Raw genomic sequence first — 23343 nt, 5'->3', positions numbered from 1 at the left:
AGTTTGTGTTGTTTTTTATAGGTATAAAAAAGCCGGGTTCGAGCCCGGCCTTGTCTGATATTTATCCTGCTAAGGGATTTTATTCAAACAGATTGTGATGAAGTTTTTGCACGACCTGCTCGGCTTCGCTGCCCGGTACGAGGAAGCAGAGGTTATGGCTGGATGCGCCATAGCAAATCATGCGGATATTGAACGGGTCGAGCACGCCGAACACCTCTTTGCCCACGCCGCAGGCTTTTGAAAGGTCATTGCCAATCAGCGCGATCAGCGCCAGGTTCTCTTCCACTTCCACGCGGCACAGCGCGGAAAGTTCAATCAGCAGAGACTGCGTCAGTAATGTTTCGCTGGTGGCGGTGGATCCGGTGGTGTCGAGCGTCAGCGCGATGCTCACTTCCGACGTGGTGATCAGATCGACCGAGATGTTATGGCGTGCCAGGATGCCGAACACTTCAGCGAGGAAGCCGCGTGAGTGCAGCATATTCAGGCTGTGCAGCGTCAGCAGCGTTTGCTTACGGCGCAGCGCCAGCGCGCGGAACAGCGGTGGGTTTTCGGTTTTATTGCATACCAGCGTCCCACCTGCTTTTGGATCTTTGCTTGAGCCGACGAAGACAGGAATATCGCTGCGCACCGCAGGCAGCAGCGTTGCCGGGTGCAGCACTTTCGCGCCGAAGGTGGCCAGTTCGGCGGCTTCTTCGAAGGCAATTTCATCAATGCGGTGTGCGGCTGGCACGACGCGTGGATCGGTTGTGTAGATGCCCGGTACATCGGTCCAGATATCGACACGCGTCGCATGCAGCGCTTCACCAAGCAGTGCGGCAGTGTAATCGCTTCCGCCGCGGCCTAGCGTAGTGGTGCGGCCTTTGGCCTCGCTGCCAATGAAACCCTGAGTGATGACCAGGCCTTCTTCCAGGCGCGGTGCGAGCAGCTGGCCGGTGAGTTCTGCCAGCGCGGCAATGTCCGGCTCGGCGCGGCCAAAGCGGTCGCTCGTGCGCATGACTTTACGGACGTCGAACCACTGGGCTGCAATGTTGCGCTCGCGCAGGATTTCCACAAACAGCAGCGTCGACATCAGCTCGCCGTGGCTGACCAGCTCATCGGTGAGCGCGGTGGAGGTGGCAAGAGAAGCGGCTTCGGCGAGCGTGGTGATGTTCTCCAGCAGGCGTTCCACTTCTTCACGGATAACGTTGGGGTTTTGCAGGCGTTCGAGAATATCGAACTGAATTTTACGCAGCGCATCGAGCTTCACGAAGCGCTCGGTGGCCTCGAGACCTTCAGCCAGCGCAACCAGCAGGTTTGTGACGCCAGCAGAGGCGGAAAGGACCACCAGGCGGGCACCGGAATCAGCGAGCACCACGTCGGCGCTGCGGTTCATGGCATCATAATCAGCGACGCTGGTGCCACCAAATTTGGCCACAACTAAATCTGTCATAACAACCTCGTGTCAGGAAATGAAGGAGCGACCCTGGCACAAGGACAAAACAGTAACCGGTGCAGGCGCAAATACCGTATTCATAAATAAAAGCTGAGCCCGATGCTGTCAACGATGGGATTATGCGGATTTTTCATGCTGTCATCGGGCGCAGAAACAGGACTTATAACAGGGCTGTTTTCTGCTGCGTTTCGCCTGGTTTGTCATGGAAACAGGCAATGACACAAAAATCATCACAAAAAGCGCCGCAGGCGCTACAATCGACCGAAGTCACATTTTTCAAATCAGAAGAGTATTGCTATGAAAAACATCAATCCAACGCAGACCTCTGCCTGGCAGGCACTACAAAAACATTATGATGAAATGAAGGACGTGTCGATTGCCGACCTGTTCGCGAAAGATGGCGACCGTTTCGCCAAATTCTCCGCGACGTTCGACGATCAGATGCTGGTGGACTTCTCCAAAAACCGCATCACCGAAGAGACGCTGAGCAAGCTGCAGGCGCTGGCGAAAGAGACCGATCTGGCCGGTGCCATCAAGTCAATGTTCTCCGGTGAGAAAATCAACCGCACCGAAGACCGTGCCGTACTGCACGTTGCGCTGCGTAACCGCAGCAATACGCCAATCATCGTTGACGGCAAAGACGTGATGCCGGAAGTGAATGCGGTGCTGGAAAAGATGAAGCACTTCTCCGAAGCGATCATCTCCGGCAGCTGGAAAGGCTACACCGGTAAAGCGATCACTGACGTGGTGAACATCGGTATCGGCGGCTCCGACCTTGGCCCGTTCATGGTGACCGAAGCGCTGCGTCCGTACAAAAATCACCTGAATATGCACTTTGTGTCCAACGTCGATGGCACTCACATCGCCGAAGTGCTGAAAGATGTGAACCCGGAAACCACCCTGTTCCTGGTGGCCTCCAAAACCTTCACTACTCAGGAAACCATGACTAACGCCCACAGCGCGCGCGACTGGTTCCTGAAAACCGCCGGTGACCAGAAGCACGTGGCGAAGCACTTCGCCGCGCTCTCAACCAACGGTAAAGCGGTCGGCGAATTTGGCATCGACACCGCCAACATGTTCGAGTTCTGGGACTGGGTCGGTGGTCGTTACTCCCTGTGGTCGGCGATTGGTCTGTCGATTATCCTGTCCGTTGGCTTCGACAACTTTGTTGAGCTGCTGTCCGGCGCGCACGCGATGGACAAACACTTCTCCACCACCGCACCAGAGAAAAACCTGCCGGTTCTGCTGGCGCTGATCGGCATCTGGTACAACAACTTCTTCGGCGCTGAAACCGAAGCGATTCTGCCGTATGACCAGTACATGCACCGTTTCCCGGCTTACTTCCAGCAGGGCAACATGGAATCCAACGGCAAATACGTTGACCGTAACGGCAACGCCGTGGATTACCAGACCGGCCCAATCATCTGGGGTGAGCCAGGCACTAACGGCCAGCACGCGTTCTACCAGCTGATTCACCAGGGTACCAAAATGGTTCCTTGTGACTTCATCGCCCCGGCGATCACCCACAACCCGCTCTCCGATCACCATCCGAAGCTGCTGTCTAACTTCTTCGCCCAGACCGAAGCGCTGGCGTTTGGTAAATCCCGTGAGGTGGTTGAGCAGGAATACCGCGACCAGGGTAAAGATCCCGCGACGCTGGATCACGTGGTGCCGTTCAAAGTGTTTGAAGGCAACCGCCCGACCAACTCCATCCTGCTACGCGAAATCACGCCGTTCAGCCTGGGCGCGCTGATTGCGCTGTATGAGCATAAAATCTTCACCCAGGGCGCCATCCTCAACATCTTCACCTTCGATCAGTGGGGCGTGGAGCTGGGTAAACAGCTGGCAAACCGCATCCTGCCGGAGCTGACCGACGATAAAGACATTAGCAGCCACGACAGCTCGACTAACGGTCTGATTAACCGTTATAAAGCCTGGAAGTAAACCCTGCTGCCCGGTGGCGGAATAAACTGCAAAAACCTTCCTTCGGGAAGGTTTTTTAATGTTTGCACCCTCTCCCTGTGGGAGAGGGCCGGGGTGAGGGCATCAGGCCGCACAGCTCTTGTTCCCCTCACCCTAACCCTCTCCCCAGAGGGGCGAGGGAACCGTTCGTCAACCAATCCGCAAGCTCTTAATTCCCAACAGCTTCGCCACAGCCTCCAGCTTATCCCCCACGTGACCCATCCCAATCGCGCAATGGTGCGCTGGTCCACCCTCACACCACTGGCGGGTAAACTCGCGCGCAGAGAGCGCAAAGCGGTAATGGCTGTTAGTGTTGCCGATATCCAGCACTTCGCCTGACACGGCTTCCCCTTCGGCATACTGCAGCGTTACTCCGCCGTCACGATGCTCGACCACGGATAAAAACGTCACCGGACCCGGCTTGACGGTCATCTGAATCGACACGCCTTTCCCCGGCTTACCGTGGTACACCGGCAGCGGTACCAGGCGTACTTTTTCGGCCGACATCAGCGGATGCGCCGGGCCATCGTGCCCCCACTGTACGGTGTCGTTTTCGAAATCAATGCCGTAGGGTTCCGAGAACGAGCCGCCCGCCTTCAGCAGGCAGAGGATTTTCATCGCAATCACGTTTTTGATTTCACACTCCCCCGCCACCGGAATGTCACGCTCAGTCAGCAGCGTATTGCCGAGGATGACCGAGGTGATGATATTTTCCTGAGGTGAGCCGGATGCGCCTTCGTAGTAATACGCCATCGCGCCCAGCTGATGCTTCGCCACGAGCTTATCCAGCGCGACAGACGTGGCGACGGCGCGCTGCAATTCGTACTCCTCGCAGGACGAGTCAACGTTCAGCGCTTCAAACACCTCGGCGCGTTTCTGCTGCCGCTCAGCGTCTGACGCTGAAGGAAGTGACGCCGCCAGCTCGCACACCTCAAGTACCTTGAAACGTACGCCAAATTTAGCGGAGAGGTTGGTCATGTCCGAATAGACGTCATACATGCCGTTGTAATAGTGGCCGAGCACGCCGACGTTGGTTGTTTTCAGCGTTTTTACAACGGCGGCGGCGGCAAGCCAGCCGTTAATTTCCTGCCATGTTTGCGGATCGTCCAGATAACCTGGTACCAGCGTGTAGCCGATATTTGCGCGCTGGAAGACGTTCACCAGCTCCGGTGCGCTACAGGCCTGACAATGTGCCAGCCACTGCCCGGTGCGCTCACCGCGATCTTCAAGCTGGTTGATGGTTGAACAGGGCACTTTTTTCTCTGGCTGAAGCGCCAGGATCAGCACCGGCACGTTGAGCTGTTGCACCAGCGGCAGTACGGTCGAACTCAGCGCGTAGGTGGTGATATACAGCACCAGCGCATCAACGCGCTGTTCCGCAAACTGCGTGGCGGCAGCGTCCATTGTTTGCGGATTATCGACCAGCCCGGCGTTCACCACCCGGACCTCCTGACCTTGCAGGCGGTGCTCCACCTGGGCGAGATAACCTTCGAGCTGTGCACGCAGGCCGTGAAACTGCGGCCAGTACGTATCGAGACCAATGCCGAACAAACCAACGCTAAATGTTTTCATGGCGTTCCTCAGAACAGGGCTACGGAATGCTGACATTTTACGCAGGGAAAGGAGGTGAAACCTGTTGCTGATGGACAGCGTAAAGGGGAGGGTGGCACTCTGGCAGAGGAGAGGAGTATCCGGATCGCAGATTGGTTATCCTGACGATGCCGTTGGGAATTGAAGGAATACTTTCCCTCTTAAATTTTATGGAAATAAGGAACGGAAGGGCTGATGGCTATTCTATCTGGAGGGTTCAGGTTAATCCTAAAAATGATTGTGACTCCCCATCTATATTTTAATTTTTAGGATTATCTTTATGCTGGTTATTTTATAAGTTAATGAATTTTAAATGTTCATTTATTTTAATTAAGCGTTTTAATCTCTTTTTCTCTTCTAGTCCTAAAACCGCGCTGCTTATTTCCTGCACCGTAAATCAGCCCATTCAGTTGTGTATACTCGATGACGCCTGAATTTCTCAGGTGATTCTCCATTCATTCAACCAATGAAGGGAAATAGCAATGAAAAAAGCTCTGTATGGCATTTTTGCCATTTCCGCGCTTGTGGCGACGTCTGCCTTTGCTGACCCGGTGGAAACCGGTGAAGCGGCAGGCTCGGCGGCGACGTCGGTGTCTGCGGGTAGCTCTGCTGCCACCAGCGCCAGCGCCGTAAGCTCGGCCGTGGGGGTCGCACTGGCGGCGACCGGTAGTGGTGATGGCTCCAATACCGGAACCACGACCACCACAACCACAAGCACCCGTTAAGTCTCGCGGGTCATTAATCCTAACCACACTTCGGTGTGGTTATTTTGCCCCTTCGGAGAAGAGTCGTGAAGCGACCCATCATCATCACACTTTGCCTGCTGCTTCAGGCCTGTTCCGCCAGTACCCAGGGACTCGGAAAATCGCTCTGGGACAGCCTGTTTGGCACTCCCGGCGTGCAGCTGACCGCCGAGGATATCCGTGAGATGCCTTACGCCAGCCAGTACATGCAGCTCAACAACGGGCCGCAGCTTTTTGTGGTGCTCGCCTTTGCCGAAAACGGCCAACAGAAATGGGTGACGCAGGATCGGGCCACGATTGTCACCCAGCACGGGCGCATCGTGAAAACGCTTCTCGGCGGCGACAACCTGCTGAGCGTCAACAATCTTGATGCTGACCCGCTGACTAAGCCCAACCAGATTATCGACGGCGCAAGCTGGACCCGCACGATGGGCTGGACGGAGCACAAACAGACGCGCTACGCCACCGCCCGCTCGACATTCCACTGGGAAGGAACAGATACCCTGACGCTTGCGGGTGACCAGACCGTTGTCCGCGTGCTGGTGGAAGAAGCGAGTACCGACCAGGCCCGCTGGCAGAACCGCTTTTGGGTCGACAGCGACGGGCAAATTCGCCAGTCCGAGCAATGCCTGGGCGCGAACTTCTTCCCGGTAAAAACCACGTTGATTAAGGCGGCGAAGTCATGAAAACCACCTTCCTTGCCGTGCTGATGATGGTGCTTGCCGCACCGCTGGCCTTCGCTGCGGGCAGCGTCGATGTCTATAGCAATGGTGCAAAAACGCCTAAAACGCTGACTAACGCCGGTCATCTGGCGGACTTAGTGGCTCAACCCCGGCTGGCTAACAGCTGGTGGCCGGGTGCGGTGATTGCCGAAAAGCAGGCCACCGCCGTGGCGCAGCAGCAAAAACAGACTCTGCTGGCCCGGCTGGATGCGTTGGCCGCCGACGAAAGCGGTGATGATGCCGCTGCCATTCGCACATTGCGCCAGCAGCTCCAGGCGTTGAACGTAACGGGGCGACAGTTTGTCAGCCTCGATCCGGACACGGTCCGCCTGGGCCGTCGCAGCAACCCGCCGCTGGAAGGACAGTACAGCCTGTGGGTCGGTCAGCAGCCAACGACCGTCACCGTTTTTGGGCTGGTCAGTCGCCCGGGTAATACGGCCTTTGTGCCCGGTCAGGACGTGGCAGGCTATCTCGATGCGATGAATTTGCTGAGCGGCGCCGATCGCAGCTATGCATGGGTGGTCTATCCCGACGGGCGCAGCGAAAAGGCCCCGGTGGCTTACTGGAATAAACGTCACATCGAACCCATGCCAGGTAGCACCATCTTTGTCGGTTTCGCCGACTCACTTTGGACGAAGAAGTATGCCGACCTGAACACCGCGCTTCTTCGTGCCCTTGCACAGCGGATCCCGGAATAATGAAAAACAGATTTCTCTACAGCCTGCTGGCGCTGGGCGTCAGCGCGGCCTGTCATGCGGAAACGTACCCGGCCCCGATTGGCCCTTCGCAGTCTGATTTTGGTGGTGTCGGCCTGTTGCAGACCCCCACCGCGCGCATGGCGCGTGACGGCGAGATGAGCCTGAACTATCGCGATAACGATCAATACCGCTATTACTCCGCCTCGGTACAGCTTTTCCCGTGGCTCGAAACCACTCTGCGTTATACCGACGTGCGCACCAAACGGTACAGCAGCGTCGAAGCGTTCTCCGGAAACCAGACCTACAAGGACAAGGCCTTCGACCTGAAGCTGCGTCTGTGGGAAGAGAGCTACTGGTTGCCGCAGGTGGCCGTGGGGGCGCGGGATATCGGCGGGACGGGCCTGTTCGATGCGGAATACCTGGTGGCGAACAAAGCCTGGGGACCGTTTGATTTCAGCCTCGGACTCGGCTGGGGCTATCTCGGCACCAGCGGCAACGTGAAAAATCCGTTTTGCAGCTACGACGATAAGTTTTGCTATCGCAACAACAGCTACCGCCAGGCGGGCTCGATGGACAGCAGTCAGATGTTCCACGGCCCGGCCTCGCTGTTTGGCGGCGTGGAGTACCAGACGCCGTGGCAGCCGCTGCGCCTGAAGCTGGAATATGAAGGGAACGACTACAGCCAGGACTTTGCCGGCAAGCTCGATCAAAAAAGTAAGTTTAACGTCGGGGCCATTTATCGCGTGACCGACTGGGCCGACGTTAACCTTAGCTACGAGCGCGGCAACACCTTTATGTTTGGCGTGACGCTGCGCACCAACTTTAACGACCTGCGCCCATCGTATAACGATAATCCGCGCCCGAAATACCAGCCAGAGCCGCAGGACGCCATTTTGCAACACTCGGTAGTGGCGAATCAGCTGACGCTGCTGAAGTACAACGCCGGGCTTGCTGACCCGAAAATACAGGTCAAAGGTGACACGCTGTACGTGACGGGCGAGCAGGTAAAATACCGTGATTCACGTGAAGGTATCGAGCGCGCAAACCGCATCATCATGAACGATCTGCCGGACGGTATCTCAACGATTCGCATCACGGAAAACCGCCTCAATCTGCCGCAGGTGACGACTGAAACTAACGTCGCCAGCCTCAAGCGCCATCTGGAAGGTGAGCCATTGGGTCATGAAACCGAACTGGTGCAGAAACGCGAAACGCCGATCGTGCCGGAGAAAACCGAGCAGGGCTGGTATATCGACAAATCCAGCTTTGATTTCCATGTCGACCCGGTTCTCAGCCAGTCTTTTGGCGGCCCGGAAAGTTTCTACATGTATCAGCTTGGCGTGATGGCGACTGCCGACTGGTGGGTAACCGATCACCTGCTGACCACCGGCAGCCTGTTCGGCAACATTGCCAATAACTACGACAAATTTAACTACACCAACCCGCCAAACGACTCGACGCTGCCGCGCGTGCGAACTCACGTACGTGACTACGTCGAAAACGACGTGTACGTGAACAACCTTCAGGCGAACTATCTCCAGTATCTGGGAAATAATTTCTATGGTCAGGTATACGGCGGCTATCTGGAAACCATGTACGGCGGCGTCGGGGCAGAAGTGCTGTGGCGTCCGGTCGACAGCAACTGGGCGTTTGGTGTTGATGCTAACTACGTGAAACAACGTGACTGGCGCAGCTCGATGGACATGATGAAGTTCACCGATTACAGCGCGAAAGTCGGCAACCTTGCCGCTTACTGGACGCCACCGTTCGCCCAGGACGTGCTGATTAAAGCCAGCGTCGGGCAGTATCTGGCGGGCGATAAGGGCGGCACGCTGGAGGTGTCGAAGCACTTCGACAGCGGCGTGGTGGTGGGGGCCTATGCAACCATTACCAACGTTTCGGCACAGGAATACGGTGAAGGCGATTTCACCAAAGGCGTATACGTTTCCGTACCGCTGGATCTCTTCTCGTCCGGCCCGACCCGCAGCCGTGCAGCCATTGGCTGGACGCCGCTCACCCGCGACGGCGGTCAGCAGCTTGGGCGTAAGTTCCAGCTGTACGATATGACCAGCGACAAGAGTCTGAATTTCCGCTGACGGGAATTGCCGGGCGGCACGATGTTTGCCCGGCCTACGAAGCCTGCATTTCCGGGCCTGGGGTTGTAGGCCCGGTAAGCGTTAGCGCCACCGGGCACTCCCGGCCCGATTACATAAAACATAATTAAAAAATATAGATCCCCGTCACATTTCTACGCTATACAGAGATCTCGCCCTGATGAAGGAGGTGCTGTATGACGTCGCTCACTCGTCCTCGCGTAGAGTTTATTTCTACCGTTTTGCAGACCGTGCTGAACCTGGGTTTGCTCAGCCTCGGCCTGATTCTGGTGGTGTTTTTGGGTAAAGAAACCGTCCATCTTGCGGACGTGCTGTTCGCCCCTGAGCAAACCAGCAAATATGCGCTGGTGGAAGGGCTGGTGGTTTATTTCCTCTATTTTGAATTTATCGCCCTGATTGTGAAGTACTTTCAGTCCGGCTTTCACTTTCCGCTGCGCTATTTTGTCTATATCGGGATCACCGCCATTGTGCGGCTGATCATCGTCGATCATAAATCCCCTCTTGATGTCCTGATCTACTCTGCGGCGATCCTGCTGCTGGTTATCACCCTTTGGCTGTGTAACTCGAAGCGCCTGAAGCGGGAATAAAAAAATGGCGCTCCGAAGAGCGCCTGACAACAGTCACAAGTAATGAGGATAACAGTGGCATTACAGGGTATAACGATGAAACTTAACCTTTTACTCCGCCTGCGGTCAGGCCGTTAACTAGCCAGCGCTGGGCCAGCAGGAACACGGCGGTGATGGGAATGGCGGAGAGCACCGCCGCGGCGGCAAAGTCGCCCCACAGGTAGTTTTGCGGGTTGAGATATTGCTGCATCCCGACCGCCAGGGTGTAGCTGTTTACGTCACGCAGCAGCAGCGAGGCGACAGGGACTTCGGTGATGGCGGCGATAAACGACAGAATAAACACGACGGCTAAAATCGGCACCGACAGCGGCAGCAGCACCAGACGGAAGGCCTGCCACGGCGTGGCTCCGTCCAGCGCGGCGGCCTCTTCAAGCGAGCCGTCGATGGTTTCGAAATAGCCCTTGATCGTCCACACGTGCAGCGCAATACCGCCCATATAGGCGAAGATTACGCCGCCGTGTGTGTTGAGCCCAATAAACGGAATGTACTGACCCAGGCGGTCAAACAACGCGTACAGCGCCACCAGCGACAGCACCGCCGGGAACATCTGGAAAATCAGCATGCCTTTCAGCAGCGTCGCTTTGCCCGGGAACTTCATGCGGGCGAAGGCATAGGCGCAGGTGGTGGAGAGCGCCACAATCCCGACCGCGGTGATGCCCGCGATTTTGACCGAGTTCCACAGCCACAGCAGGACCGGGAACGGCGGCGGCGTGACGCGCCCGTCGGCGTGCTCGACGCTAAAGCCGAGCGCCAGCTTCCAGTGTTCCCAGGAGATTTGATCCGGGATCAGGCTGCCGGTGGCGAAGTTGCCTTCGCGCAGCGAGATGGCGACCACCATCAGCAGCGGGAACATGATCGCGGCGATAAAAATCAGCAGCAGCAGGTGCGTGATAAACAGGCGCATTTTTTGAGATTTTGGTTGAACCATAGCCATGTCGACTGCTCCCTTAATCGAATTTCATGCGCGTAGCTTTGAGGTTAATAATCGCCAGTGCCCCGACCAACAGGAAGATGAGCGTTGCGATGGCCGCTGCCAGTCCGAAATCCTGGCCGCCGCCGCCTTCAAAGGCGATACGGTAGGTGTAGCTCACCAGCAGGTCGGTGTAGCCCGCCGGCGTGGTCGTGCCGAGACGGTCCGGGCCGCCGTTGGTTAACAGCTGAATCAGCACGAAGTTATTAAAGTTAAAAGCGAAGCTTGCGATCATCAGCGGCGTCAGTGGCTTAATCAGCAGCGGCAGCGTGATTTTAAAGAAGTTCTGGAACGGGCCTGCGCCGTCCATCGCCGAGGCCTCGTACAGATCGTCCGGAATCGCTTTCAGCAGGCCCATGCACAGGATCATCATGTAGGGATAACCGAGCCAGGTGTTGACGATAATAATCATCGAACGCGCGGTAGTCGGATCGCTGAACCAGGCGGGTTTGATGCCAAACAGCGCGCTCAGCATCATGTTGATTTCGCCGAAGCTCTGGTTAAACAGGCCTTTGAAAATCAGAATCGAGATAAACGACGGCACGGCATACGGCAGAATCAGCAGCACGCGGTAAATAGCTTTACCCTTCAGCGATTCCCACTGCACGACGCACGCCAGCACCATGCCCACGGCGACGGTCAGCAGCACGGTCAGGACCGAGAACACCACCGTCCAGACGAAAATGGCGAAGAACGGCTTCTGGATCCCTTCGTCAGTAAATACGCGAGTGAAGTTATCCCAGCCAATGCTGACGGTATAACCCGGGCTCAGCTTTTCGTCGCCCCAGTTGCCATCGGCGTTCACCGACTGATAGAAACCGATTTGATTGTTCGGGCGATACTTCACGCCGCTCTGGTTATTGGTCAGTTCGCCATCTTTCCCCTCGGTGTAGAGCGGGCGCGTGCCGGAGAACTGGCGCAGGGAACTCATGATGACTTTACTTTCATCGGGCAGGATCGCGGTCAGCTGATTCAGCGCCTGGCGATTTTGGGTGATGATGCGCAGGTTGCCGCGTTCACCTTCCGGCAAGGCATCTGCTTCTTTCAGCGCAATTTTTTGCTCGCCGCCGAGTTTAAAGGCGTCGGAGACGTAATTTTTACCGCTCTCGCCGTCGGTCAGCGCCAGCTTCCACTCATCGCCCGCCGGGTACAGGCCAAAATTGTAGGCTTTACCCGCCTGATAAGAGCGGTCCATCAGCACCTGCTGCGCGCGTTCCTGGGTCAGTTGGTTAGTACTGCTGTAGTTGGTAAAGGCGATAGCGATGGTGCAAATCAGCGGGAACAGAACAAACAGGCCCATCCCGGCCATGCCCGGGTAGACGTAACGCCAGGCGTATGCCTTGCGGTTAGCGAAAATATAGAGGCCAACGGCGCTCAAAATCAGCGTCATGATGGCGAACAGGTACTCCCCCTGGGTGTACATTAAAACAATAAGATAGCCCACCAGCAGGCCCAGCAGCCCAATCACGGACCACTTCAGCGTTTCGCTTTGCCACCAGTGACTTTTTTTAACGACATCCATGGGGATCTTCCTCGACAACAGTGCAAACTTGCCACATCAGTGCCTGATGGTGCTGCGCTTATCAGGCCTACGGAGTGCGTAGGCCGGATAAGGTATTTGTGCCGCCATCCGGCACATCTACTACGGCCTTACTTAGTGATACGACCCTGAGCGTCCTTCAGCGCAGCGTCCACGGTCTGACGGCCGCTGGCGGCGTTAATGACTGCGGTGCGGGTGGCGTACCAGAAGGCAGCCATCTGCGGGATGTTAGGCATGATTTCGCCAGTTTTTGCGTTCGCCATGGTGGCAGCGATGCGCGGATCTTTTTCCAGCTGTTCCTGATACGTTTTCAGCGCCACGGCACCCAGCGGCTTATCTTTGTTCACTTCTGCCAGGCCGTCGTTGGTCAGCAGGTAGTTTTCGAGGAACTCTTTTGCCAGCTCTTTGTTCGGGCTGGCGGCGTTGATGCCCGCGCTCAGCACGCCCACGAACGGCTTAGAGGCTTTGCCTTTGAAGGTTGGCAGCAGCGTTACGCCGTAGTTGATTTTGCTCTTATCGATGTTCGCCCACGCCCACGGACCGTTGATGGTCATCGCCGTTTCGCCCTTGTTGAAGGCTGCTTCCGCGATGGAGTAGTCGGTGTCCGCGTTCATGTGTTTGTTCTTGATGAGGTCAACCAGGAAATTCAGGCCCGCTTTCGCGCCTGCGTTGTCCACGCCCACATCTTTTACGTCGTACTTGCCGTTCTCAAACTTGAACGCGTATCCGCCGTCGGCGGCAATCAGCGGCCATGTGAAGTACGGCTCCTGCAGGTTGAACATCAGCGCCGATTTGCCTTTCGCCTTCAGCTCTTTATCCAGTGCAGGAATCTCTTCCCAGGTTTTTGGCGGGTTCGGCACCAGGTCTTTGTTATAGATGAGCGACAGCGCTTCTACCGCGATGGGGTAGGCAATCAGCTTACCGTTGTAGCGTACCGCATCCCAGGTGAACGGATAGAGCTTGTCCTGGAACGCTTTGTCTGGGGTGACTTCAGCCAGCAGGCCGGACTGTGCGTAGCCACCGAAGCGGTCATGCGCCCAGAAGATGATGTCCGGGCCGTCACCGGTCGCCGCAACCTGCGGGTACTTCTCTTCCAGCTTGTCCGGGTGCTCAACGGTCACTTTGATGCCGGTGTCTTTCTCGAACTTCTTCCCGACTTCCGCGAGGCCGTTATAGCCTTTATCGCCATTGATCCAGATAACCAGCTTGCCCTCTTCGATTTTCGCGAGGGCAGAGGCGGAAAACATCATCGTGGTCAATGCAGACAGCGCGAGGATGCGAGCGCCAGTTTTGATTTTCATATATCCCGTCCTGTTTGGTGATGTGCTCGTGGATACGCCTGGTGGCTTTGACGTCGATGAGTTTCCTTTCTTAGCAACCCCTTTCCATCCTCCCCGCCCCTACGCCCCACCCCCGGTTTGTGTGATCTGTGTTACATAAATTTACGTTATGAGTCCTGGCGCACACAAAATGACACCGCTTTTTGCCAGGTTCATCACGATTTTTGCCAGGTCGCGCCAAATGCGAGGGCAGACCAGCCCTCCTCATCCTCCCGTCTCCTCCCCCATAAAAAACCTTGGGGGTGGAGGATTCACGAAAGTTATCGATCGCGCATAGTCCGCCCATCTTGAGTGTTTCCGTCAGTGACAGGTTGTAACGAAGGGAGAAGGGGATGGCGAGCGTTCAGCTGCGAAATGTAACCAAAGCCTGGGGCGATATGGTGGTGTCGAAAGACATCAATCTCGACATCCACGAGGGAGAGTTCGTGGTGTTTGTCGGGCCATCGGGCTGCGGAAAATCTACGCTGCTGAGAATGATTGCCGGGCTGGAAACCATCACCAGCGGAGAGCTGCTGATTGGTGAAAAACGCATGAACGACACGCCGCCCGCTGAACGCGGCATTGGCATGGTGTTTCAGTCATACGCGCTGTATCCCCATCTTTCCGTTGCAGAAAATATGTCTTTTGGCCTCAAGCTCGCGGGCGCGAAGAAAGCGCTTATCAACCAGCGCGTAACCCAGGTCGCTGAAGTATTGCAGCTGGCGCACCTGCTGGAGCGTAAGCCGAAAGCGCTTTCCGGCGGCCAGCGTCAGCGCGTGGCGATTGGCCGTACGCTGGTAGCGGAGCCGCGCGTGTTCCTGCTCGATGAACCGCTCTCGAACCTCGACGCCGCGCTGCGCGTGCAGATGCGTATTGAGATTTCCCGTCTGCACAAGCGTCTGGGCCGCACGATGATTTACGTTACCCACGATCAGGTGGAGGCGATGACGCTCGCCGACAAAATCGTGGTGCTGGATGCCGGCCGCGTGGCGCAGATCGGCAAACCACTGGAGCTCTATCACTATCCGGCAGACCGATTCGTGGCGGGCTTTATTGGCTCGCCGAAGATGAACTTCCTGCCGGTGAAGGTCACCGCCACTGCCATCGAGCAGGTGCAGGTGGAACTGCCTAACCGTCAGCAAATCTGGCTGCCGGTGGAAAGTACCGGCGTGCAGCCCGGCGCCAACATGTCATTAGGTATTCGTCCTGAGCATCTTCTGCCAAGCGACATCGCTGATGTCACCCTTGAAGGCGTCGTTCAGGTCGTGGAGCAACTCGGTCACGAAACGCAAATTCATATCCAGATCCCCGCCATCCGTCAGAACCTGGTTTACCGCCAGACTGACGTGGTGTTGGTAGAAGAGGGAGCCACATTCGCTATCGGTTTGCCGCCAGAGCGCTGCCATTTATTCCGTGAGGATGGCTCCGCGTGTCGTCGGCTGCACAAAGAACCTGGCGTTTAAATCCCATAACATCCCATAACAAAAGAAAAGCAATGGTCTCAGGAGATAGAATGATGATTACTCTGCGCAAACTTCCCGTGGCGATCGCCGTGACGGCAGGCATCCTGTCTGCACACGCGGGCGCTGTCGACTTTAAAGGTTACGCCCGTTCGGGTATCGGCTGGACCGGTAGCGGCGGCGAACAACAATGCTTTAAGGCAACCGGGGCCGATTCCAAATATCGTCTCGGTAACGAATGTGAAACCTATGCCGAAATCGAATTAGGTCAGGAAGCCTGGAAAGAAGGCGATAAAAGCTTCTACGTTGACTCCATGATCGGCTACGCCACCGACCAGTTGAACGATGACGAAGACACCAACGGTGGGCCACGTGTACGTCAGTTTAACGTCGTGGGTAAAAACCTGTTTGATTCGCTGCCGGGCGCCAACATCTGGGCCGGTAAGCGTTACTACAAACGTCATGACGTTCATATGATCGACTTCTACTACTGGGACGTTTCCGGCCCTGGCGGCGGTATCGAAGATATCGATCTGGGCTTCGGCAAGCTCTCTCTGGCGGCAACCCGTAACAGCGAAGCCGGCGGTTCCGAGAGCTTCATCAACGGCCAGACCCGTACCAAAGCGCTGTCCAACGATATCTTTGATGTGCGTTTAGGTCAGATGGAAGTGAACCCGGGCGGTTCGCTGGAAGTCGGCTTCGACTACGGCAGCTCCAATGAAACCGACGGCTACCACGCGGTGAATGACAATGCCACCAAAGATGGCTGGATGGGTACCATTGAGCACACCCAGACCTTCCTTGGCACCAGCATGAACAAATTCGTTCTTCAGTATGCGACCGACGCGATGACCCGTACCACCGGTCGTCCGAATACTGACCAGAACAACGACGGCCACATGCTGCGCGTGATCGACCACGGTGCTATCGACTTCAACGATAGCTGGGGCCTGATGTACGTAGGTATGTACCAGAACGTCGATCGTGATGACAACAACGGTACCAAGTGGTGGACCGTCGGCGTACGCCCAATGTACAAGTGGACGCCGATCATGAGCACCCTGCTGGAAGTGGGCTACGACAACGTGAAATCTCAGCGTACCGACGACACCAACAACCAGTACAAAATTACCCTTGCCCAGCAGTGGCAGGCGGGCAACAGCATCTGGTCTCGTCCGGCAATCCGCGTATTCGCGACCTACGCCAAGTGGGATGAGAAATGGGGTTACTCCACCGACTCCAACGGCGATAACTATGTTCCGGGTACCGCTTCAGGCATTGCCTTCAGCGATACCAGCGCGCATACCTTCAGCCGCGGTAACGACGACGAGTTCTCCTTCGGTATTCAGATGGAAGCCTGGTGGTAAGCCAGCCGACAGCGCGGGCGCTTAGCGCCCGCCAGTGTTGATAATTGGTCCGTCTCCTTATTGCCTGGAGGAGACGGATTTCGTACTTCGAGGATAAAATAATGAAAAAACATCTTCTTGCGCTGTGCCTGTTTCCGGTGCTCAGCCTTAGCGTACTGCCCGCGTCATTTGCCGCCACGCCGGTGAATCCGCAGAATATTTCCACCGCCCCGGCCATCCCGGCGGAAAAATTACAGGGTTTACCATGGCAGACGCTGATGCCGCCGGTAAACCAGGACATCGTGCTGGACGCATCGGCGCCCAGCCTGAATATCGGTAATATCTCCGGCGGCGTGGCGGCAGTTGTTCTGCCCGCTGACCAGGGATCGCTGGAGATCACGCTCACCAGCATGGTTAAAGATTTAAGCGTTTACGCCCCCAACGTGCTGATCCTCGATGAGCAGATGCAGCCCGCGGCCTTCTTCCCAAGCAGCTACTTCCAGTATCAGAAACCGGGGATCGCCTCCGGAAACCGGCTGGAAAACGTGATGAAGCTGACGCCGATGATGGGGCAGAAGCAGATCTATATGCTGGTCTACACCACAACGCGCGATCTGGCCGAAACCACGCACATGATCAACCCGGCTAAGCTGTATGCCGAAGGCGCTAACAATGCGATTCCTGACGTGGCCGATCCGGTTGCCCGTCACGCAGGCCAGGGAACGCTGACGGTCAAGGTGAAAACCGAGCAGAACAGCGGCAATATCATGATTGGTAAGATCTTCGGCGCACCGGATCCGAAACCGGTGGTGGTGGGCAATACGCCTGCACCTGCGGCGACCTATGCCGCACCAGCGCAAACTGCTGCTGTGGCTGCGGCCCCTGCGGCGAAAAGCGAACCTATGCTCAATGACACGGAAAGCTACTTTAACCGCGGCATTAAGCAGGCAGTGAAGGAAGGTAACATCGATAAGGCCCTCAAATTGCTGAACGAAGCCGAGCGCCTCGGCTCGACATCCGCGCGTTCAACCTTTATCAGCAGTGTCAAAGGCAAGGGGTAAGCATTCCCCGCAGTGCTGATGTTCAGGCTCAGGCCTTTCGGTGCATCCTTACGGATGCACCGTTTTTTCTGCTGCGGCATCCTGCACAGAAGTGATGTCAGTCATCATGCGTTTGAATAATTATCCTGCGGCCGTACCGGAGGACAGGTATTCTGCCGCCGCCGATGTTGCATCGCTGTTGCGCGGAAGATCGTATATTCGCGTTTCTTCCTGTCGTGAGCGCCGTTCTGGGATACAATGCCGATAAGTTTTGTATCGGAGAGTCTGGCATGTCACACCCTGCGCTGGCGCAGCTGCGCGCGCTACGCTATTACACCCCCCTTCCGGAACTCGACGCCGCGCTGCGTGACTGGCTGCTGCTGGAAGATTCCATGACCAAACGCTTTGAGCAGCAGGGTAAGCGCGTCACCGTGACGCTTATCCGTGAGGATTTTGTCGGCCAGGATGAGGTTGCCGAAGAGCTGGCCCTGTTGCCGAAAGAGTCGCGCTACTGGCTGCGTGAAATTTTGCTGTGCGCCGACGGCGAACCCTGGCTTGCCGGACGCACGGTGGTCCCTGAATCCACGCTCAGCGGGCCGGAGCTTCAGCTTCAGCAGCTTGGCACCACGCCGCTGGGGCGCTATCTGTTTACCTCATCTACCTTAACCCGTGATTTTATTGAGATCGGTAAAGACGCAGATCTGTGGGGACGTCGATCCCGCCTTCGCCTGAGCGGTAAACCGCTGCTGTTAACCGAGCTGTTTCTGCCCGCGTCGCCGCTGTACTGAGAGGAAGAGAATGATGGAGAGGAGTCTGACGCAAAATAAGCTGCTGGCCTATCACCGCCTGATGCGAACCGACAAGCCGATCGGCGCACTTCTGCTGCTGTGGCCGACGCTGTGGGCGCTGTGGGTGGCAACGCCTGGCGTGCCGCCGCTTTGGATCCTGGTGGTGTTTGTGGCGGGCGTCTGGTCGATGCGCGCCGCGGGCTGCGTCGTAAATGACTATGCCGACCGCAAATTTGACGGTCACGTTAAGCGTACGGCCCACCGCCCGCTGCCAAGCGGCGACGTCAGCGAAAAAGAGGCACGCATTGTCTTCACCGTGCTGGTGCTGGTGTCGTTCCTTTTGGTGCTGACGCTCAATACGATGACGATTTTGCTGTCCTTCGTCGGGCTTGCGCTGGCGTGGGTTTACCCGTTTATGAAGCGCTACACCCATTTGCCGCAGGTGGTGCTTGGTGCGGCGTTCGGCTGGTCGATTCCAATGGCCTATGCTGCGGTAAGCGAAACGCTGCCGCTCAGCTGCTGGCTGATGTTCATCGCCAATATCTGCTGGGCCGTGGCCTATGATACGCAATATGCGATGGTCGACCGGGACGATGATTTAAAAATCGGCGTGAAGTCTACCGCTATCCTGTTTGGCAAAAACGACAAGCTGATCATCGGCATTTTGCAGGTGATGACGCTGGCGTTAATGGCTGTGGTCGGCTGGCTCAGCGGGCTGCACTGGGAATTTTACTGGTCGCTTTTCATCGCCGGAGCGCTGTTTATTTACCAGCAGAAGCTGATTAAAGACCGCGAACGTAACGCCTGTTTTAAAGCGTTTATGAACAATAACTACGTTGGACTGGTGCTGTTTATCGGCCTGGCGATGAGTTACCTGGTTTAATTCAACGGATTCGTTATCAAACGGCGGCCATCAGGTCGCCGTTTTTTTATGGCCAAAATGCTGCCGTCGTTACAAAAAACAGATGTGATTTAACGTAATGCGCTGTTTTATCTTGAGTCAGACAAAGAGGTTCTGCATATTCACTTCTTTTGTAGGGGAATGACAGCAATGGAAACGACAACATTTAATCTGGAAAACGGTATTGCGCTGACCCTGCGCAAACCAGAGGCCGCCGGCAACGCACCGGTGATTATTCTCTGTCACGGCTTTTGTGGTATTCAGGAGATTCTTTTACCTCCTTTTGCTCAGGCCTTTACCGATGCCGGGTTTGCCACTATCACCTTTGACTATCGCGGTTTTGGGGCGAGCGAAGGCGAGCGTGGCCGACTCGTGCCAGCGATGCAGATTGAGGATATTCACACCGTGATTGGCTGGGCTCGTCAGCAGCCGGGGCTTGATCCACAGCGCGTAGGGCTGTGGGGAACATCGTTCGGCGGTTGCCATGTGTTTGCGGCGGCGGCGGCGGACAGTGCCATTCGCTGCGTCGTCAGCCAGCTGGCTTTCGCTGATGGCGAACAGATTGTCACCGGCAAAATGAGCCCGGATGAGAAGGTGGGTTTTGTGGCAACGCTGCAAAAAATGGCGGATAAACAGCAGGCAACCGGAAAAGAGATGTTTGTCGGCGTAACCCGGGTGTTGGGCGATGACGAGTCGAAGGCTTTCTTTGAAGAGAATAAAGCGCGCTTCCCGGCAATGGATATCAAAATTCCTTTCCTGACCGTGCGTGAAACGCTTAACTATAAGCCTGCGCAGTACGCAGCTCGCACGACCTGCCCGACGCTGGTGGTGACTGCAGGCAAAGATACCGTCAATCCACCGGAGCAGGGACGCGCGCTGTTCGAAGCCACAGGTGCCGTCGAGAAAAAGCTGCATGAGCAGGCGGATGCCCGCCATTACGACATGTATAGCGGTCAGAACTTCGATCAGGTTATCGGTGTTCAGCTCTCCTGGTTCCGCCAGCACCTTTAATCGGGCATAAAAAACTGCACCTTAATCCGCCGGATAACTAGCCTTTGGGGTGCAGTTTACTTTCCACTTTTTCCGCGTTGCTTATGCGACGTTAATCCTGCGATGCGCTCTCAATCGTCAGACGCACGTCTGAAGTGATGAGCTCTGCCAGCATCTGGTAGATTTTCATTGTTTCAGCAGGTTCGGCATCGCCGGTGTCGCTGATGTAGCCTTCGTCGCGCAACGTCAGCACCAGGGTGCTGAACACGGCTTTGTCGAAGAACTCCGGTGCGTTAATGCCGTGCAGAACCGACAGGCGCTGTGCCATTGTGCGGCTCTCTTTTTCCAGCGTGCTTCGGTTGATGGACGGGTTAGCGCTCAGCAGCCAGAAGGTGATGGCATAGCGCTGCAGCGTTTCACGCGCACCGGCCGCCAGCAGCTGTAGCGTACGGGAGTGCGATGGGTTCACGCGCACCTGATCGTTCTCAACCGTCACCAGTTCCTGACGCTGCATCTCCGCCAGCAGCAGATCAATCACGCCCGCCAGCTCGGCTTTCTCCCAGCGCAGGAACAGCTCGGCTTTCAGCATCGGATACAGCGCTTCAACGTACTGCACCATCGCTTCACGTGAGATGTTGCGATGCTGGGTGACAATCGCCGCCAGCAGCGACGGGATCATCAGCATGTGCGTGATGTTGTTGCGATAGTAGGTCATCAGCACTGCCTGCTCGCGCGGCAGAATGATGATGTCGCCGATGGTGTCTTTCTCGACTTCGAACTTGTTCATCTGCAGCGCATGATCGATCAATGCGCTGGCGGTGACCGCGGGCACCGTGGAATCCGGGGAATACGGCACGTTGCGCATCAGCTGCAGGTAGCATTCGAGCTGTTCGGTCAGCTGTTCACGCGTCAGGGAGCGCTGACGTGAGGCCAGCAGCGCAGTACAGCACAGGTTCATGGCGTTCGCCGCGCCTGCGTTGTTAATGCGGACCATCAGGTCTTCGGCGATGTTGTTTACCGTCGGCGTCAGCCAGGCCGGGCGAATGGCCTCGATAGGGTCGATAGACTCACGCCACTCTGGTACGTGCTGGTTGAGGTAGGTCATCAGCGGCAGAGGTTCGCCGAAGTTGACGTAGCCCTGACCGAGATTGCGCAGCTTGCTCAGGCCTTTCAGCATCTGCGGCAGGCTCTCTTTCTCTTTTGTCGCACCGCGCAGCTCTTTGGCGTAGGTGCCCACTTCCATCACGTGCTCATAGCCGATGTAAATTGGCACCAGCGTGATTGGGCGTGTGCCGCCGCGCAGCATTGCCTGAATGGTCATCGACAGGGTGCCGGTTTTCGGATCGAGCAGGCGGCCCGTGCGGGAACGACCGCCTTCCACAAAGTATTCTACAGAGTAGCCGCGGCTGAACAGCTCGCCGAGGTATTCGCGGAACACGGTGGAATAGAGCTTGTTGCCCTTAAAGGTGCGGCGAATAAAGAACGCGCCCAGGCGACGGAAAATCGGCCCGGCGGGCCAGAAGTTCAGGTTAATGCCTGCGGCGATGTGCGGCGGCACCAGCCCCTGGTGATAGAGCACGTAGGAGAGCTGCAGGTAGTCCATATGGCTGCGATGGCAGGGCACATAGACGATTTCATGGCCGTCGTGCGCGAGCTGGCGCACGCGCTCGGCATTATGAACGTTAATCCCCTGATACAGCCGGTTCCAGGTGAAGCCGAGCACGCGGTCCGTCAGACGAATCATTTCATAGGAGAAGTTCGCCGCAATCTCTTCCATCAGCGCGATGGCGTTCTGCTGCGCTTTCTCATGGGAGATTTTCTTACTGCGCGCTTCATCTTCCACGGCGCGGGCAATCGCTTTGGATGCCAGCAGCTTGTTGAACAGATCCTGACGTGCAGGCAGACGCGGGCCTACGGCGGCAAGGCGCTGACGTGCAAAGTGGGTACGCGCTACGCGAGCCAGTTTCTGCGCGATAATTTTATCGGTGCCGTGTTCAGTAGCCATGCGGCGCAGCGATACGGAAGGGGAGAAGCGCACGAAGCTGTCGCGACCAAGCCATGTCACCGCGAAGAACTTCTGGAAGCCGTTCATCATGCGCAGCGGTGGGTTGGTGTCGCCTTTTTCGCGGCCCGGAGAGCGGCCAAACATCACCGATACGGGCACCATCTGCACGTCGAGGTCCGGATTGCTGCGATGCAGATCCAGATAGTTGTGGAACAGCTTGATGGATTCTTCTTTTGGCGTGTAATAGGTGAACGCGCGCGGCCCGCCGTGAATGAACACGTAGCGCGGCAGCACGGTACCGTCGATTTCCAGCGGCTCCAGCGGATCCGGGAGATCGTGCGCCAGACACTGGGCGCGTAAGGTCAACAGATCTGCCTTCGAGTTATACGGCAGAACGTACATAATAGGGCGCGAAGTATCGAGTCCCAGTTCCTGAGCAGGTTCTGCCGGAATGGACTTACTTTTTACCAGTACGCTTAATGGTAAATTCAGTAATTTATAGTAAATTCGTGGCCAGCCAGACATAAACGATGTAAAGCCTCTGGTTAATCATGCAAATGCGCCGCAAGGATAACAGAAAGTGCACAGAATATCTGTTCTGCTACGCCCGGCGCGCAGTGACATTGACGCTAAATAATGTAAAAGGTTCTTTTGATGGCTAATGATACCACCGGGCTCACCCGAATCGTCAAAGCAGCAGGCTACTCCTGGAAAGGATTCCGTGCCGCGTGGCAAAACGAAGCTGCGTTCCGTCAGGAAGGCAGCGTCGCCATCATCGCGGTCATTCTCGCCTGCTGGCTGGATGTGGATGCCATCACCCGCGTTTTGCTGATTGGCTCTGTCCTTCTGGTGATGATAGTGGAAATTTTAAACAGTGCGATTGAAGCGGTCGTGGACCGTATCGGCACCGAACGTCACGAGCTGTCCGGTCGGGCAAAAGACATGGGATCCGCCGCCGTACTGCTGGCTATTTTTATTGCGGTTATCACCTGGGCAACGCTGCTGTGGTCACATTTCCGATAACGCCCGCAGAATGAGGCAAATGTCTGGTTTTTTGTGCGTTTAGCGGTTCCAAAATCGCCATCAACTGTATATAC

At 56.4% G+C, this 23343-nt stretch carries 19 protein-coding genes; 13 read left to right on the top strand and 6 right to left on the bottom strand.

Annotated elements, in window-relative coordinates:
* Nucleotides 1–79: 79 nt before the first annotated feature.
* Complete coding sequence (lysC, locus tag AB1287_RS09505; RefSeq protein WP_312627508.1) at nucleotides 80–1429, bottom strand: lysine-sensitive aspartokinase 3; 1350 nt, start codon at nucleotides 1427–1429, stop codon at nucleotides 80–82.
* A 300-nt stretch (nucleotides 1430–1729) separates the two neighbouring features.
* Between lysC and pgi the strand changes: the two genes are divergently transcribed.
* Nucleotides 1730–3376 (top strand): glucose-6-phosphate isomerase, encoded by a 1647-nt coding sequence (gene pgi, locus AB1287_RS09500; RefSeq protein WP_435617617.1) that lies wholly within the window; start codon nucleotides 1730–1732, stop codon nucleotides 3374–3376.
* A 168-nt stretch (nucleotides 3377–3544) separates the two neighbouring features.
* Here pgi and AB1287_RS09495 read toward each other — a convergent pair whose 3' ends face one another.
* A complete protein-coding gene (locus AB1287_RS09495; RefSeq protein WP_435617616.1) occupies nucleotides 3545–4966 on the bottom strand; it encodes an arabinose isomerase in 1422 nt (473 codons plus the stop codon).
* Nucleotides 4967–5466: 500 nt separating this feature from the next.
* Between AB1287_RS09495 and yjbE the strand changes: the two genes are divergently transcribed.
* The 5 genes from yjbE to psiE all read left to right on the top strand — a co-directional run bounded on the left by yjbE (nucleotide 5467) and on the right by psiE (nucleotide 9848).
* Nucleotides 5467–5709, top strand: coding sequence for an exopolysaccharide production protein YjbE (yjbE, locus tag AB1287_RS09490; protein WP_312627512.1), 243 nt, complete (start codon nucleotides 5467–5469; stop codon nucleotides 5707–5709).
* A 65-nt stretch (nucleotides 5710–5774) separates the two neighbouring features.
* Complete coding sequence (locus tag AB1287_RS09485) at nucleotides 5775–6413, top strand: YjbF family lipoprotein (protein ID WP_312627514.1); 639 nt, start codon at nucleotides 5775–5777, stop codon at nucleotides 6411–6413.
* Nucleotides 6410–7147, top strand: a complete 738-nt coding sequence (locus AB1287_RS09480) for a capsule biosynthesis GfcC D2 domain-containing protein (RefSeq protein ID WP_435617615.1) — start codon at nucleotides 6410–6412, stop codon at nucleotides 7145–7147. The genes AB1287_RS09485 and AB1287_RS09480 overlap by 4 nt, the downstream gene beginning before the upstream one ends.
* Nucleotides 7147–9243 (top strand): YjbH domain-containing protein, encoded by a 2097-nt coding sequence (locus AB1287_RS09475; protein WP_435617614.1) that lies wholly within the window; start codon nucleotides 7147–7149, stop codon nucleotides 9241–9243. The genes AB1287_RS09480 and AB1287_RS09475 overlap by 1 nt, the downstream gene beginning before the upstream one ends.
* A 194-nt stretch (nucleotides 9244–9437) precedes the next feature.
* Nucleotides 9438–9848, top strand: a complete 411-nt coding sequence (psiE, locus tag AB1287_RS09470; RefSeq protein ID WP_021242727.1) for a phosphate-starvation-inducible protein PsiE — start codon at nucleotides 9438–9440, stop codon at nucleotides 9846–9848.
* Nucleotides 9849–9930: 82 nt separating this feature from the next.
* On the opposite strand, the gene malG is transcribed toward psiE, so the two are convergent.
* The 3 genes from malG to malE form a co-directional block, all read right to left on the bottom strand.
* The gene (malG, locus tag AB1287_RS09465) at nucleotides 9931–10821 is read right to left on the bottom strand and encodes a maltose ABC transporter permease MalG (protein WP_312627520.1); all 891 of its coding nucleotides are present in this window, start codon (nucleotides 10819–10821) and stop codon (nucleotides 9931–9933) included.
* A 13-nt stretch (nucleotides 10822–10834) separates the two neighbouring features.
* On the bottom strand, nucleotides 10835–12379 hold the full coding sequence (malF, locus tag AB1287_RS09460; protein ID WP_435617613.1) for a maltose ABC transporter permease MalF: 1545 nt from the start codon (nucleotides 12377–12379) through the stop codon (nucleotides 10835–10837).
* A gap of 128 nt (nucleotides 12380–12507) precedes the next feature.
* Nucleotides 12508–13698, bottom strand: coding sequence for a maltose/maltodextrin ABC transporter substrate-binding protein MalE (malE, locus tag AB1287_RS09455; protein WP_312627525.1), 1191 nt, complete (start codon nucleotides 13696–13698; stop codon nucleotides 12508–12510).
* Between the two features lie 371 nt (nucleotides 13699–14069).
* On the opposite strand from malE, the gene malK reads away from it, so the two are divergent.
* The 6 genes from malK to uilS all read left to right on the top strand — a co-directional run bounded on the left by malK (nucleotide 14070) and on the right by uilS (nucleotide 20262).
* Nucleotides 14070–15179, top strand: coding sequence for a maltose/maltodextrin ABC transporter ATP-binding protein MalK (gene malK, locus AB1287_RS09450; RefSeq protein WP_312627526.1), 1110 nt, complete (start codon nucleotides 14070–14072; stop codon nucleotides 15177–15179).
* Nucleotides 15180–15232: 53 nt separating this feature from the next.
* Nucleotides 15233–16543, top strand: a complete 1311-nt coding sequence (locus tag AB1287_RS09445) for a maltoporin (RefSeq protein ID WP_312627630.1) — start codon at nucleotides 15233–15235, stop codon at nucleotides 16541–16543.
* Between the two features lie 101 nt (nucleotides 16544–16644).
* Nucleotides 16645–17583: a maltose operon protein MalM gene (gene malM, locus AB1287_RS09440; protein WP_435617612.1), complete on the top strand. Its 939-nt coding sequence runs from the start codon at nucleotides 16645–16647 to the stop codon at nucleotides 17581–17583.
* Between the two features lie 269 nt (nucleotides 17584–17852).
* Complete coding sequence (gene ubiC, locus AB1287_RS09435; RefSeq protein WP_312627530.1) at nucleotides 17853–18350, top strand: chorismate lyase; 498 nt, start codon at nucleotides 17853–17855, stop codon at nucleotides 18348–18350.
* Between the two features lie 13 nt (nucleotides 18351–18363).
* Nucleotides 18364–19233, top strand: a complete 870-nt coding sequence (gene ubiA, locus AB1287_RS09430) for a 4-hydroxybenzoate octaprenyltransferase (RefSeq protein WP_312627632.1) — start codon at nucleotides 18364–18366, stop codon at nucleotides 19231–19233.
* Between the two features lie 168 nt (nucleotides 19234–19401).
* The gene (gene uilS, locus AB1287_RS09425) at nucleotides 19402–20262 is read left to right on the top strand and encodes a UilS family quorum-quenching N-acyl-homoserine lactonase (protein ID WP_435617611.1); all 861 of its coding nucleotides are present in this window, start codon (nucleotides 19402–19404) and stop codon (nucleotides 20260–20262) included.
* 91 nt (nucleotides 20263–20353) lie between these two features.
* Here uilS and plsB read toward each other — a convergent pair whose 3' ends face one another.
* Nucleotides 20354–22771, bottom strand: coding sequence for a glycerol-3-phosphate 1-O-acyltransferase PlsB (gene plsB / locus AB1287_RS09420; protein ID WP_435617610.1), 2418 nt, complete (start codon nucleotides 22769–22771; stop codon nucleotides 20354–20356).
* Nucleotides 22772–22900: 129 nt separating this feature from the next.
* Between plsB and AB1287_RS09415 the strand changes: the two genes are divergently transcribed.
* Nucleotides 22901–23269 carry a diacylglycerol kinase gene (locus AB1287_RS09415; RefSeq protein ID WP_312627535.1) on the top strand — a complete coding sequence of 123 codons (369 nt, stop codon included), beginning with the start codon at nucleotides 22901–22903 and terminating at the stop codon, nucleotides 23267–23269.
* Nucleotides 23270–23343 lie beyond the last annotated feature (74 nt).

The sequence above is a fragment of the Scandinavium sp. UTDF21-P1B genome, assembly GCF_040750395.1.
Lineage (GTDB): Bacteria > Pseudomonadota > Gammaproteobacteria > Enterobacterales > Enterobacteriaceae > Scandinavium.
This window is presented reverse-complemented; position numbering and strand designations above follow the sequence as displayed.

Excerpts from the sequence above, each read along its gene's own strand:
- lysC (WP_312627508.1), bottom strand. The coding sequence starts at position 1,429 with ATGACAGATTTAGTTGTGGCCAAATTTGGTGGCACCAGCGTCGCTGAT.
- pgi (WP_435617617.1), top strand. The coding sequence starts at position 1,730 with ATGAAAAACATCAATCCAACGCAGACCTCTGCCTGGCAGGCACTACAA.
- AB1287_RS09495 (WP_435617616.1), bottom strand. The coding sequence starts at position 4,966 with ATGAAAACATTTAGCGTTGGTTTGTTCGGCATTGGTCTCGATACGTAC.
- yjbE (WP_312627512.1), top strand. The coding sequence starts at position 5,467 with ATGAAAAAAGCTCTGTATGGCATTTTTGCCATTTCCGCGCTTGTGGCG.
- AB1287_RS09480 (WP_435617615.1), top strand. The coding sequence starts at position 6,410 with ATGAAAACCACCTTCCTTGCCGTGCTGATGATGGTGCTTGCCGCACCG.
- AB1287_RS09475 (WP_435617614.1), top strand. The coding sequence starts at position 7,147 with ATGAAAAACAGATTTCTCTACAGCCTGCTGGCGCTGGGCGTCAGCGCG.
- psiE (WP_021242727.1), top strand. The coding sequence starts at position 9,438 with ATGACGTCGCTCACTCGTCCTCGCGTAGAGTTTATTTCTACCGTTTTG.
- malG (WP_312627520.1), bottom strand. The coding sequence starts at position 10,821 with ATGGCTATGGTTCAACCAAAATCTCAAAAAATGCGCCTGTTTATCACG.
- malF (WP_435617613.1), bottom strand. The coding sequence starts at position 12,379 with ATGGATGTCGTTAAAAAAAGTCACTGGTGGCAAAGCGAAACGCTGAAG.
- malE (WP_312627525.1), bottom strand. The coding sequence starts at position 13,698 with ATGAAAATCAAAACTGGCGCTCGCATCCTCGCGCTGTCTGCATTGACC.
- malK (WP_312627526.1), top strand. The coding sequence starts at position 14,070 with ATGGCGAGCGTTCAGCTGCGAAATGTAACCAAAGCCTGGGGCGATATG.
- AB1287_RS09445 (WP_312627630.1), top strand. The coding sequence starts at position 15,233 with ATGATTACTCTGCGCAAACTTCCCGTGGCGATCGCCGTGACGGCAGGC.
- malM (WP_435617612.1), top strand. The coding sequence starts at position 16,645 with ATGAAAAAACATCTTCTTGCGCTGTGCCTGTTTCCGGTGCTCAGCCTT.
- ubiC (WP_312627530.1), top strand. The coding sequence starts at position 17,853 with ATGTCACACCCTGCGCTGGCGCAGCTGCGCGCGCTACGCTATTACACC.
- ubiA (WP_312627632.1), top strand. The coding sequence starts at position 18,364 with ATGGAGAGGAGTCTGACGCAAAATAAGCTGCTGGCCTATCACCGCCTG.
- uilS (WP_435617611.1), top strand. The coding sequence starts at position 19,402 with ATGGAAACGACAACATTTAATCTGGAAAACGGTATTGCGCTGACCCTG.
- plsB (WP_435617610.1), bottom strand. The coding sequence starts at position 22,771 with ATGTCTGGCTGGCCACGAATTTACTATAAATTACTGAATTTACCATTA.
- AB1287_RS09415 (WP_312627535.1), top strand. The coding sequence starts at position 22,901 with ATGGCTAATGATACCACCGGGCTCACCCGAATCGTCAAAGCAGCAGGC.